The organism is Nonomuraea sp. NPDC049758 (genome assembly GCF_040674635.1).
GTDB lineage: Bacteria > Actinomycetota > Actinomycetes > Streptosporangiales > Streptosporangiaceae > Nonomuraea.
On record NZ_JBFAMZ010000009.1, the window covers coordinates 308,838 to 321,062 of the forward strand.

At 75.7% G+C, this 12,225-nt stretch carries 11 protein-coding genes and 1 pseudogene; 2 read left to right on the plus strand and 10 right to left on the minus strand.

Annotation, left to right across the window (positions count from 1 at the left end; genetic code table 11):
- Nucleotides 1-2 precede the first annotated feature (2 nt).
- Nucleotides 3-1,253 (plus strand): MFS transporter, encoded by a 1,251-nt coding sequence (locus AB0J46_RS25410; protein WP_364336027.1) that lies wholly within the window; start codon nt 3-5, stop codon nt 1,251-1,253.
- Here the strand turns inward: AB0J46_RS25410 and AB0J46_RS25415 are convergent.
- Both AB0J46_RS25415 and AB0J46_RS25420 read right to left on the minus strand, forming a co-directional pair.
- Nucleotides 1,192-1,623, minus strand: coding sequence for a DUF1062 domain-containing protein (locus tag AB0J46_RS25415; protein WP_364336029.1), 432 nt, complete (start codon nt 1,621-1,623; stop codon nt 1,192-1,194). The two genes, AB0J46_RS25410 and AB0J46_RS25415, sit on opposite strands and share 62 nt — an antisense overlap.
- 165 nt (nt 1,624-1,788) lie before the next feature.
- A pseudogene (locus AB0J46_RS25420) lies at nt 1,789-1,884 on the minus strand (VOC family protein); the annotation flags it as partial.
- 195 nt (nt 1,885-2,079) lie between these two features.
- On the opposite strand from AB0J46_RS25420, the gene AB0J46_RS25425 reads away from it, so the two are divergent.
- The gene (locus AB0J46_RS25425; protein WP_364336031.1) at nt 2,080-3,219 is read left to right on the plus strand and encodes a glycosyl hydrolase; all 1,140 of its coding nucleotides are present in this window, start codon (nt 2,080-2,082) and stop codon (nt 3,217-3,219) included.
- Here the strand turns inward: AB0J46_RS25425 and AB0J46_RS25430 are convergent.
- The 8 genes from AB0J46_RS25430 to AB0J46_RS25465 are packed head-to-tail and all read right to left on the minus strand — an operon-like array spanning nt 3,174 to nt 11,908.
- Entirely contained in the window at nt 3,174-4,328 is a 1,155-nt protein-coding gene (locus AB0J46_RS25430; RefSeq protein WP_364336033.1) for a glycosyltransferase, read from the minus strand. The two genes, AB0J46_RS25425 and AB0J46_RS25430, sit on opposite strands and share 46 nt — an antisense overlap.
- Entirely contained in the window at nt 4,325-5,443 is a 1,119-nt protein-coding gene (locus tag AB0J46_RS25435; protein ID WP_364336035.1) for a GNAT family N-acetyltransferase, read from the minus strand. Before AB0J46_RS25435 ends, AB0J46_RS25430 begins: the two co-directional genes overlap by 4 nt.
- Complete coding sequence (locus AB0J46_RS25440) at nt 5,440-6,054, minus strand: hypothetical protein (RefSeq protein WP_364336037.1); 615 nt, start codon at nt 6,052-6,054, stop codon at nt 5,440-5,442. Before AB0J46_RS25440 ends, AB0J46_RS25435 begins: the two co-directional genes overlap by 4 nt.
- The gene (locus tag AB0J46_RS25445) at nt 6,051-7,151 is read right to left on the minus strand and encodes a glycosyltransferase (RefSeq protein ID WP_364336039.1); all 1,101 of its coding nucleotides are present in this window, start codon (nt 7,149-7,151) and stop codon (nt 6,051-6,053) included. Before AB0J46_RS25445 ends, AB0J46_RS25440 begins: the two co-directional genes overlap by 4 nt.
- On the minus strand, nt 7,148-7,861 hold the full coding sequence (locus AB0J46_RS25450; RefSeq protein ID WP_364336041.1) for a polysaccharide deacetylase family protein: 714 nt from the start codon (nt 7,859-7,861) through the stop codon (nt 7,148-7,150). The genes AB0J46_RS25445 and AB0J46_RS25450 overlap by 4 nt, the downstream gene beginning before the upstream one ends.
- Nucleotides 7,858-9,231, minus strand: coding sequence for a lipid II flippase MurJ (locus AB0J46_RS25455; RefSeq protein ID WP_364336043.1), 1,374 nt, complete (start codon nt 9,229-9,231; stop codon nt 7,858-7,860). Before AB0J46_RS25455 ends, AB0J46_RS25450 begins: the two co-directional genes overlap by 4 nt.
- Nucleotides 9,186-10,490, minus strand: coding sequence for an O-antigen ligase family protein (locus AB0J46_RS25460; RefSeq protein ID WP_364336045.1), 1,305 nt, complete (start codon nt 10,488-10,490; stop codon nt 9,186-9,188). Before AB0J46_RS25460 ends, AB0J46_RS25455 begins: the two co-directional genes overlap by 46 nt.
- On the minus strand, nt 10,472-11,908 hold the full coding sequence (locus AB0J46_RS25465) for an exopolysaccharide biosynthesis polyprenyl glycosylphosphotransferase (protein ID WP_364336047.1): 1,437 nt from the start codon (nt 11,906-11,908) through the stop codon (nt 10,472-10,474). The genes AB0J46_RS25460 and AB0J46_RS25465 overlap by 19 nt, the downstream gene beginning before the upstream one ends.
- Between the last annotated feature and the right edge of the window lie 317 nt (nt 11,909-12,225).

Consider the following 12,225-nt stretch of genomic DNA (forward strand, 5'->3'; position numbering starts at 1 on the left):
GGGTGACCGGATACCGACAGGTCCTCGCCGTGCGGGGGATGGCGGCGCTGCTGGGCGTCTCGCTGCTCGCCCGTGCCGCGATCACCGCCGACGTGACCGCGCTGACCATGTACGTCGTGCTGCGCCTGGACCTGGGCTACGTGGCGGCGGGCGGCGTCGCGGCCGCCCTGACCGCCGGGGTGGCGCTGGGCGGCCCGCTGCTGGGCCGCATGACGGACCGGCGGGGGCTGCGCGCCGTGCTCACGATCACCGTCGCGTCGCAGGCGGTGTTCTGGACGAGCGTGCCCGTCCTGCCGTACGCGGTGCTGATGGGCGCCTCCTTCGCGGCGGGGCTGCTGATGGTGCCGGTCCAGGCGGTGACCCGGCAGGCGATCGCCGCGATGACGACGCCGGGGCAGCGGCGGGCCGCGTTCGCGCTGGAGTCGGTGCAGGGCGAGCTGGCGTACATGGTGGGGCCGGCGGTGGTGATCCTCTGCGCGGCGGAGCTGTCTCCCCAGGCCGTGGCGTGGGGGCTCGGGGCGGTGATCGTGGCCGGCGGGATCGGGATCGCCCTGCTCGATCCGCCGCTGCGGGCCGAGGGCGAGGTGGAGACCGGTTCGCCCGCCCGTCCGGCGCGCCGGGAGTGGCTGGACCGGCGCATGGTCGCCGTGCTGGCGATGGGGTTCGGTGCCACGGCCCTGCTCAGCGGCGTCGACCTGGCCATCGTGGCCACGCTCAAGGAGGCGGGCCAGGTGTCCTGGGCCGCCGTGGTCGTGGCCGTGTTCGGCGTGACCTCCGTCGCCGGCGGCCTGGTCTACGGCACGCTGCGCCGTCCGATGCCGACGTGGCTGCTGCTCGGCCTGCTCGGGCTGCTGACGATCCCCGCCGGGCTGGCCCACGACTGGCGCTGGTTGTGCCTGGCCGTCGTCGGCGCCGGGCTGCTCACCGCGCCGACCCTGTCCACGGTGGCCGACGCGGTGAGCCGGCTGGCGCCGGCCGGCGTACGGGGCGAGGCCACGGGCCTGCAGGCGTCGGCGGCGAGCGCGGGCTTCGCGCTCGGCTCGCCGATCGCCGGGCTGGCGATCGACGCCGCACTGCCAGGTGGCGGCTTCGCGGCCGCCGGGCTGGCCGGCCTCGCCGCGGCCCTCGTCGGGCATCTGCTGTCCCGTTCCCGGCGGGCGGACGACCGCCCGCCGGGCCGGCAGCCTCGACCTACATCAGAAGAAAGGAAAAGTCCTGTTTCGTCCTCCGATTCGGTGGGATGTCGATCTTGATGCGGCGGGCGACCTCGCCCCGGCCGACGCCCAGCCCGAGGCTGATCAGCCGTTCGGGACGCAGCGGGACGGGATCGTCGAAGGCGACCGTGATCCGGACGGGCCACGGACTCTCGGGCACGGGCGGCGCGTCGAGCTCCCAGCACCCGTCCCAGTCGAACGCGTACCGGTTCCGGCGGGCGGTCGCCGGGTCGAGCAGGGCCCGCGCCACGAGGGACGGCGAGTTGCCCGAGTACCCGGCCAGCAGGCCGGCGTCCAGCGAGCGGACCGGAACCCGGTCGTGGACGGTGAGCTTGCCGGTCCGGTCACAGGCCACGCACCGCAGGACGAGCAGGGGCAGGCGGGTGCGCCGCACCACCCAGGGCAGCACGATATGAGGATGTGAAGACATGATCTCTCTGAAGACCTGACGAAGAGCACGGAGAACAGAGCCGACGGCGTCCGTCGGCGACCGATGCGCGGGAAGGTGTCAGGTCTGGAGAGCAGGCGGCGTCATGCGCGCGAAGTCCTCACGAAGGGGTTGGCCAGGGGGCGCTCAGCTCAGGCGGGCGCGCAGCAGGCAGAACTCGTTGCCCTCGGGATCGGCCAGGACGTGCCACGGCTCCTCGCCGGTCTGGCCGACGTCGGCCGGACACGATCAGTTCGGAGATGCGGCAAGCCATGATCGGCACCCTACCGGCCGCCGGCCGCCGCCCTCCAATGCTTGACGACCCGCCGGTGACGTGCGGCCCCGGCATCCGCGGCGATCACTTTGCAGTGGCTTGATCACCATCGTTCTCTCTCCGGGTACGTGAGCTGATACACCCTGTAAGGGAGGGGGCGGGCGATGACCGTGAGGATGGCATGGGTCTGCGCGCTGCTGGCCGTGATCGCCGCGGTGGTCCCGCCGGCGCTGAGCGCGAAGCGCGCCAAGGTGCCGTCCGCCGCCCGCGCCGACCTGTCGTCCGTGCCGTTCGGGGTGTTCCTCGCCTCCGACTGGCGTGGGCCGCACCTGCTGGGCGCGTTCGAGTCGTGGCTGGGGGCGGAGGTCCGGGTGGGGCGGACGTACGTGCCGGGCGAGGCGTGGAACGCGCTCGGCGGGCCGGACTTCGTCCTGCAGCCGTGGATGCGGTGGCGGGCGGCCAAGCCGGGGCGCATGCTCGTGCTCAATGTGCCGATGGTCATGCCGAACGAGGGCGACCTGCCGGACGAGGCGGTGTCGGTGCTGCTGAACGCCGGCGCGGACGGCGCGTTCGACCCGTACTTCGACCGGCTGGCCCGGACGCTGGTGGCCGGGCGCGCGCCGGACACGGTGATCGTCCCGGGCTGGGAGATGAACGGCCTGACCTACTCCAGCCGCTGCTCGGCGGACCCGCAGGCGTGGCAGGCGTACTGGCGGCGGATCGTCGCCGTGATGCGGGCGGTGCCCGGACAGCGGTTCCGCTTCGACTTCAGCCCCAACCGAGGCCCGGACGCCATCGGCTGGACCGAGTGCTACCCCGGTGACGACGTGGTGGACATCATCGGCATGGACAGCTACGACCAGGGCCCCGGCCACCGGTTCGCCGACTACGTCGACCAGCCGTACGGGCTGGAGGCGCAGGCCGACTTCGCCTCCGCGCACCGCAAGCCGATCTCCTTCCCCGAGTGGGGGCTGTTCCGGTACGGGGACCGGCCGGAGTTCGTGCGCGACATGCTCGACTGGATCGCCCGGCACGACGTGGCCTACCACTCGATCGTGGACTACTGTCCGCACGGCGTCTGGCAGTGCCCGGCCAACCCGCGGTCGTCGCGGGTCTTCCGGCAGCTCATGCGCGACCCCGGCTTCCGGCCCGGTCCGTCGGCTCCGCCGACCACCCCGCCCGCCCCGTCGCCCGCCCCGACGTCCCCGCCCGCGCCCGCCCCCTCCCCTGAGCCGAGCGGGAGCGGGTCGCCGGCGTCTCAGCCCCGACCGGCCGTCACCGACGCGCCCGCGGCGGCGGCCTGACCCGGCCGGGTCAGGCCCAGCGTGTGCGCCGCCAGCCGGTCGAGGGTGACGCCGAGGTCGAACTCGGCCGCCCGCGACGGCGCCGCCCGTTCCTCCGCGCGCCGCACGGCCGGGTCGGTCAGCCGGGCCACGATCGCCGCGGCCAGCGCCCGCGGGTCCTGCGGCTCGACGAGTGCTCCGGTGGCCGGGGTGACCACCTCCGTGAGGCCGGGGACGGCGGCCGCCACCACGGACCGCCCGCTGGCCATGGCCTCCAGCACGGTCAGCGGCAGCCCTTCCCAGCGGGAGGGCAGCACGACCAGGTCGGCGGCGGCGTACCAGGGCCGCGGATCGGCGCTGGCCCCCGGCATGAGGACGCCGGGCGGCGCGTCGCGGCGCAGGCGGGCGAAGTCGTCCCCGTCGCCGACGAGTGCCAGGCAGGCGTCCGGCACCCGGGCCGCGACCTGCCGCCAGGACTCCACCAGCAGGTCCTGGCCCTTCTGCCGGGTGATCCGGCCGACGCAGACGACCAGCGGCCCGTGTTGGGACAGGCCGAGGCCCCGGCGGGCGGCGACGCGCGCGTCCGGCGTGACGGGACGGAACCGGGCCAGGTCCACGCCGTTGCGGACGACGGCCAGCGGGCCGCCCACGCCCGCGTCCCCGGCCTGCCGGTGCTCCCCCTGGCCGACGCAGAGCACGAGATGCGTCCACCTGGTGGCGGCCCGTTCCCAGGAGGCGGCCGCGGCGGCGAGCGTGCCCCGGCCGGCCAGCCAGGACCAGCCGTGCGGCTGGAACAGCGTGGGCAGGCGGCCACGCAACACCGCCCGGCCGACCAGCCCGGCCTTGGAGGAGTGCAGATGCACCACGTCGGGACGGAACCGGCGCACCATGCGGCCGAGGACGGCGGCGGCGGCCAGATCGGCCGGATGCGGCGCCCGTACGGCGGGCCAGGGCAGATGCGTCAGCCCGAGGACGGTCAGCCGCTCGCCGAGCGATCCGCGCGGCGGCGCGGCGACGGCGACCGTCCAGCCCCGCCGGCGCTGGTCGGCGCAGGCACTCTCGACGTAGGCCGCGACGCCGCCCTCGGTGGGCTGGGTGACGTGCAGCACGCGCGGGGTGAAGATCGTCATCGTGGCCTGCGCAGGGCCCGGTCGAGCGCCGCCCAGCGGCCCCGGAGCGTCCGGCCGCCCACCCGGGCGCGGGCGGCGAGGGCGTAGAGCGCCGCGGCCGGCGTCCTGGCCAGCAGGAGCCGGTTGCTGACCGCCGGCCGGCCGCCCCACTTGGTCTTGTGGGACTCGGCCCCGCGCAGCAGCGACATCGTCGGCCGGCCCAGCCGGTGCGCGAGCCCTAGGTCGGTGCGCAGCAGCATGGTCACGACGTCCACCTGGCCGCGCAGGTCAGGATGGGTGCCGTAGAGGTAGCCGCCGACGAAGTCCTTGCCCACGACCAGCAGGTCCACCGCGACGACCCGGCCGTCCAGGTGGTATTCGGTCAGCTTGGCCTGCCGGTCGGCCAGCAGCCGCCGGGCGGCCCGGGCCAGGTGGGCGTGGAAGCGCGGCCTGGTGTGCTCGACGTTGATGCCGCGGCCCTGCCATTGGAGGGCGTGCAGGTCGAGCAGGCGCGCGACGGCGTGCTCCGCCTCGTCGGCCGGCACGTCCCGGACCTCGATCGGGGCGTCGTCCACGCGTCTGAGCTCGCGGCGCAGCTTGGTGCCGTGCCTGCCGGACAGCCCGGCGAGCAGCTCGTGGAGGGGGACGCCGGGCAGTTCGACGCAGGTCGAGGCGGGCAGCCGCCAGGAGCGTCCCGGCCAGGCCGCCGCGAGCCGCTCGGCGTCGGCCCCCGGGCGTACCTCCGGCAGGTCGAGCACGTCCCATCCGGGCAGCTCGGCCAGGGCCCGGCCGAGCGCCGCCGGCAGGTCGGGGTCGCCGTCCTCGATCAGCACGTCCGTGTAGTCGGACTGGTCGCCGCCGAGCGGCCGCAGGACGCGCAGCCCCGCGCGGCGGACCGTCATGACGGGGGCCGCGGCCACCAGCCGTCCCCGCCGGCGCAGCAGGACCACGTTCAGGCCCGGGTCGTCGCCGTAGGTCTCCCACCAGGACGACAACCAGGCGTGCGACTGGAACGGCGTCGCCGCCGGGGAGCGGTCGTGCAGCCCGGCCCACTCCCCCGCCAGGGCGCGCAGGCGTTCCGCGCCGGTCACGACCTCGGTGGCCAGGTCCGGGGCCTGACGGATCGCGGTGGTCATGCCGACGCCGTCTCGGCCGGCCGGCGCGCGGGCGGGACCTGCCGCTCGTCCTGCCGTCGCCCGGCGGGGGCGGCCAGCCAGATCAGGGCGGCCAGCAGCAGGCCGCCGGCCGTGCTGACGGCGGTGGCGAGCAGGGGCCGCGGCGAACTGGGCGCGGCGGGCGGCACGGCGGGAGCGAAGCTGGACAGCCGGACGCCGGTGTCGGCGCTGTGCCGGTTGGCGTAGGCGGTGAGCGCGGCCATGGCGCTGTTGGCCCGCCGGGCGGCCTCTTCAGGGGTGCCGGCGAGGGCGGCCAGCCGGATCAGCGGCGCGTCCGGCGAGGCCGACGCCTGCAGCGTGGTCCGCAGCAGCTCGCCGTCGGCCAGGTAGGCGTCGCCGGTCCCGGCGAGCAGGCCCGGGTGGACGGTCACCCTGGCGTAGGCCTGCGCGAAGTCGGTTTCCTGGGTGGGCACGCCCTGCCGTACCGAGCTGACGACCGCGTAGGCGTCGGCGGTGTAGACGGGCTCCTGGATCAGCGAGTACGCCAGCCCCGCCCCCATGCCGATCAGCGGGAGCGCGAGCAGGGACCAGGTGCGGAGCGCGCCTGCGGCGCGCTGGACCGGGTGAGTCATGACAGCCTTTCCTGGTGGCGCCTGGTGAGCAGGCGGTCGTAGAGGTCGTGCAGGCGCCGGGCTTGCCGGCGCACGTCGTAGCGGTCGAGGGCCGGGGGCGGCGGCAGGCGGGTGCGCGGTCCGTCGCGGAGCGCGGCCAGCTCGGCGGCCAGCCGGTGGGGCGGCACCCGGCGGGCGCCGGGCACCGTCCCGGGGGGCAGGTCGTCGATCGCCGGGCAGGCCCCGTACAGCACGGGCAGCCCGGCGGCGAGCGCCTCGACGACGGCCAGGCCGAACGTCTCCTCCTGCGAGGGGGCGGCCAGCACGTCCATGGCCGACAGCAGGGCGGGCACGTGCACGCTCTCCCCGGCGAAGACGACGCGCCGCCCGACGCCGAGCCGCCCGGCCAGCGAGCGCAGCCGGGATTGTTCCGGCCCGGCGCCGACGAGCAGCAGCACCGCGCCGTCCAGCCGCGGCAGCGCCTCGACCAGCAGGTGGAAGTTCTTGCCCGCCACCAGGCGGCCGACCCCGCCGACGACGAACGTCTCCGGCGGGATGCCCAGGCTCAGCCGGGCCTGGCCCGCGGCGCGCGGATCGTGGCGGAAGGCGGCCAGGTCCACGCCGTTGGGGATGGTGAGGACGCGCGAGGGCGGCAGGCCCCAGCCGCGCAGCCGGTCGGCCACGGTGGGCGAGACGGCGACGACGGCGTGCGTCAGCCGGGCGCTCGCCCGGTACAGCGCGCGGACGGGCGCCGTGACCGGCCGTCCCTCGATGTGCCGGGCTCCCGCCGAGTGCTCGGTGCTGACGACGACCGGCACGGCGGCCAGCCGGGCGGCGAGCGGCGCGTAGACGCAGGCGCGGTACAGGTGCGCGTGCACGACCTGGTAGCGGCCGGCGCGCATGAGGCCGGTGAGCCGGGGCAGCGCCCGCAGGTCCCGGTTGCCGCCCATGCCGACGGCGCGTACGGGCGTCCCGGCGGCGCGGATGGCGTCGGCCAGGGCGCCGGGCCGGGTCAGGACGGCGACCTCGCTGGCGCAGTCCATGTGCGGCAGCAGCGTGCGCAGCTGCTGCTCGGCCCCGCCCGCGGCCAGCCCGGTGATGACGTGCAGGACCTTCATCGGGGCCGCCCCCAGCGCAGCCGGTGGCAGGCGGTCTTGGCGAGCAGCCGGGCGGCGGTGTCGCGGTCGCCGACGTAGCGGCGGGGCAGGGCGTGCGTCCCGGCGAGCCGGCCGGGGCGGACGGCGCAGGCGTGCTCGTAGCCGGCCTGCCGGACGGCGGCGACCTCGCGGGCGGTCAGCTCGCCGTAGGGGTAGGCGAAGCCGGTGACGGGGGCGCCGAGCACGTCCTGGAGCAGGAGTTTGCTCGTGGTGAGCTCGTCGGCCAGCTCGCCGGGGCCGGCGGCCGGCAGGTGGGGGTGGCTGCGGGTGTGGGAGCCGACCTCCATCCCCGCGGCGGCCACCCGGCGCAGCGTGCCGGCGTCCATCAGCGGGCGGGGGCTGACGCCGCGGTCCCAGGCGTTGTGACCGCCGATCCGGCCGGCGACGACGTACACGGTCGCGGTGAAGCCGTATCCGGCCAGCACCGGGACGACGTCGGTGGCGAAGTCGGCGTAGCCGTCGTCGAAGGTGAGCCCGACGAGCCCGCGCCGGTCGCCGGGATGGTTCAGCAGTTCGCGCACCGACACGCCGCGCAGCCCGCGCCGGGCGAGCCAGCGTATGTGCGTGGCGAAGCGCTCGGGGGTGACGACGATGTCGAAGGGGTCCTCACCGCGCTCGGCGACGGAGTGGTACATCCAGATGAGCGGCAGCGCGCCGATGCGCGTGCTCATACGCGCTCTCCTTCCCTGACGGTCGTGACGGCCCTCCGGAGCGGCGACAGGCCGAGGCGTTGGAGACCGGCCAGCATGAGCGCGGCGGTCACGGTGATCCCGGCGGCGTTGGCCAGCGCGATGCCGCCCTGCGCCATGCCGGGGACGAGCGCCGCGGCCAGCGCCGCGGTGAGGGCCAGCCCGGCGGCCATCGCCAGGGCCGGGTACCACAACCCGCGCCACCCTCCGGCGCAGAAGTAGGCCCGGCAGACCACGCCCACGACGGCGTGGCCCAGCAGGCCGATCGCGTAGAGCCGCAGGACGTGCTCGGTGGCGGTGGCGGCGGCGTCGTCGAAGGCGCCGCGGTGCAGCAGCACGCCCACGATCGCGGGCGCGAAGGCGACCAGCAGCGCGGCGGCGGTGACCGTGACGGCCGCCGCCGCCGCCAGGTCGCGGGCCAGCAGCCGCCAGGCCCGGCGGGTGTCGCCCGCGGCGATGCTGCGGGCCAGGTGCGGATAGGTGACGGTGGCCAGCATCAGCGAGACCACCATCGGCACCTGGGCGATCTTCTGGGCGTAGTTGAGATGGGAGATCGCGCCCGCGGGCAGGTCGGCGGCGAGCACGCGCTCGACCAGCACCTGGCCCTGCCGCAGCAGCGTGAAGGCGATGATGGGCAGCAGCGCGGCGACCGGCAGCACCAGGCGCCGGGGCAGCCGCCGGGGCAGGCCGACCCGCCGCAGGTACGCCGGCGCCTGCATGGCCACCATGAGGACGGCGCCGGCGGCGACGCCCCACGCGGCGGCCCGCACGCCGAGCGTGTCGTGCCAGATCGCCAGGCAGCCGACGAGCGCCAGGTTGTAGGCGAGGCCGGTGGCCGCGGGCGGGCCGAAGACGTGGTGGGCCCGCAGGGCCGCGCTGGCGTACCCCGCCAGCGCGAACGGCAGGATGCAGCCGCAGCAGATCCGCCAGCACTGGACGGCCAGCCCGCCCTGGGGCAGACCGGGGGCCAGCGCCGCCACCAGCCAGGGCGCGCCGGCCGCGGCGCAGACGGCGACGGCGGCGAGCGCGGCGGCCAGGGCGGGCAACGTCCGCTCCACCAGCGCCGCCCGCTGCCGCGCCCCGGACGCCGTGCTGAACAGCGGCACCAGCCACAGGGCCATCGCCCCCTCGATGAGCAGCGGCGCCGCGGTCTCGGGCACGGTCCAGGCGATCAGGAAGGCGTCGGTGTCGGCGTTGGCGCCGAACAGCGCGGCCATCAGCAGGTCGCGGACGTAGCCGAGCGCCGAGCCGGCGCCGACGAGCATCGTGGTCAGGGCCGCGGCGCGCAGGTCGGCCGCGCCCCGGCTCAGCACGCGGGCCGCCGCGACGGGGACGCGGCGGCGCCGGTCCATCCCGTCGCCAGGCCCAGCATGACCGACATGACCAGGCTCGTCGCGCCGCCGACGTCGGCGTAGGCGAAGTCCACCGCCAGCCACGTAACGAAGCCCGCGGCGGCCAGCCCCGCCGGGCCGGAGCGGCCGGGCCGGGTCAGGGTGCGCACGAGGGCCCCGCCCAGGAGCAGCGCGAACGCCGCCAGGCCGAGGAGCCCCTGCTCGCTGAGCACCAGCAGGTACATGTTGTGCGGGGACAGCAGCGGCTGGCGGCGGTATCCGGCGGCCGGGTCCTCGACGTCGCTGCCGGAGGACAGGGCCAGCGGCGCGTAGGTGTCCCGCCAGGCGGCGAACCCCTTGGGGCCGACGCCGGTCACCGGGTGGTCCCGCCACATGCCGGCCGCCGCCTGCCAGAGCTGGTACCGGTCGGCCACCGACCGGTCGGGCTGGTCCACCGAGGAGGTGATGGAGGCGACGCGCTCGGCGATGACCCCGCCGCCGGGCCCGACCACGAGCGTCAGGAGCACGGCGGCGGCCACGGCGGCCACGGCGGCCCGCGCGGCCAGCCGCGCGCCGCGCAGCACCAGCATCACCGCGACGGCGCAGGCCACCGCGAGCCAGGTGCCGCGGCTGAGCGACATGACCAGCGGCGGGCACAGCGCCGCCGCCGCGACCAGGGCGGTGGCGCGCCGGGCCGGTCCGCCGGTGAGCGCGACCGCCAGGGCGATGATCAGCCCGAAGCTGACCACGCTGGCCAGCGCCATGACCTCGCCGGCGCCGAACGTGCCGACCGCGCGGATCGGCAGGCCCGCGTAGGAGGCGCCGCTGCCCGTGAGCGCCTGCCAGCAGCCGAGCCCGGCCTGGACGATCGCCACGGCCGCCACGGCTCCGCCCACCAGCAGCAGGTCGGACCGCTGCCGCACCGCCACCGTCACCGCGACGGGGACCAGGACGAACACCTGGAGGAACCGAACCAGGCCGGGCAGCGCCACCAGGAAGTCGGGCGCCGCGAGGGCGGCCGCCGTCACCGCGAGCGCCGCGGGCGCGGCGAGCAGGGCCCACCGGCCGGGACGCGCGCCGCCGCGCGCCAGGCTCACCGCGACGGACACCAGCAACCCCAGCGACATCAGGTCGGCGACCCGCGGCTGGACGACGTCGGCGGCCTGCGGTCCGGCGGGCACGCACACGGCGATCACGGTCAGCGCGGCCCACAGACTGGGACGGGCCGCCAGGCGGCACAAGGACGGCGGGAACGCCCTGATCACGATCGTCCCGGCCACAGCAGGCAACCGACCGTCCGGATCATGATCTTGATGTCGCGGCGCAGGGACCAGGTGTCGATGTAGTGGTTGTCCAGCCGCGCCCGGTCCTCGATCGAGGTGTCGCCGCGCAGGCCGTGGGTCTGGGCCCAGCCGGTGAGGCCGACGGGCAAGCGGTGGCGGCGCCCGTAGTGGTGGTCGCCGCGGGAGAACAGCTCCACGAAGTGCGGCCGCTCGGGCCGGGGGCCGACCAGGCTCATGTCGCCGCGCAGCACGTTCCACAGCTGCGGCAGCTCGTCCACGGAGCAGGAGCGCAGCAGCCGGGCCGCGCGGGTCAGGCGGGGGTCGTCGTCGATGCTCCAGCGGGTGTCGGACTCGCCGGCGCGCAGCGGGGCGAACGTGCGGAGCTTGATGATCTCGATCGGCGTCCCGGCCATGCCCACCCGGACCTGGCGGAACAGCACGCCGGGCCCTCCTTGCCCGCGCAGCAGCAGCATGCAGGCGGCCAGCACCGGAGCGCTGACGACCAGCCCGGCCGTCGCCAGCACGACGTCCAGGGCCCGCTTGAGCGGCCAGGACGCGCGCCGCTGCGGCAACGGCCGCATGCGCAGCATCGGGAACCCCCGGACGTGCTCGCCGGCGGGGACGAAGTCGACCAGCACGCCGCCGGGTTGCGGCGCCAGGTACACCGGGTACCCCGCCTGCCGGGCCTGTTGCGCCAGCCGGTGGGTCTGCTCCTCGCCGCCCGGCGGCGGGGCCAGGACCACCACGCGGGCGCGGTGCCGGCGGGCCATGGTGAGCAGGGTCTCCGGATCGTCCACGATCGGCTCGTACGGGGCCTGGCCCAGCACGTCGCAGGCGCCGCCGACGGGCAGCAGGCCGTACTCGGTGTGCCGCACCAGGGTCAGCGCGAGGTTCCTGGCGTGCGCGCCGGAGCCGACGACCAGCGTGGGCACGCGTGCGCCGCGGCGGCGGGCCTGGCGCAGCACCGCGCAGACCAGCCCCCGCCCCACCAGCGTCAGCCCGAGGTAGACGGCGATGATCCGGGCCGACTCGCCCGTCCAGACGGCCAGCGTCGTCTGATGGTCGAGGGCGGCGACGGTCAGCGCGCCGGTGATGGCGGTGGCGCATCCGCCACGCCACATCCATCCGTCCATCACGGACGGCGACAGCCGGATCCGGTACGTGCCGCCCGCCAGGTTCAGCAGGACGAGCAGCCCCGCCGCCAGTCCGGCGAGCAGCGCGCCGTACCCGGCGTCGAGCACGGGCGCGGCCAGCGCGGCGGCGTCGACGCTCGCGTCGGCGAAGGAGCAGATGGTCCAGCATGTCACCGGACGCCGCCGGCCGGGGGCGTGGCGGGGGGCGCCTCGCTGCGACAGCAGCATGCCCTTGGACGGGGAGTGCGGGAAGGGTTCCTCTTCCCGAAGGGGTGTGACCATATCTGCTCCACTGCGGAAAACAACGGCGATCAATTCAGAGCGTGATATCCACGAACAGGGGGTGGATATGGCTGTCTTACTTATCGCGAAAATTCGCTCATCTTTGACCTCCATTCCGATAATCGCCCCGATTCGCGGGCAGCGACCAACTTACTTGGAGGGTTCACGGGTACGGCCGTGTGGACGGGATGGCGTCCCACAAAGATTGCGAATTTTCGGGTGTCGCGAAGCTCCGCTATTTGTCCCGGTTCGCCGTTCAGGTAGCGATGAAGATCTTTGCCGGGCCATGGCGGCGGTATGACGCCGCAGGACGTCGT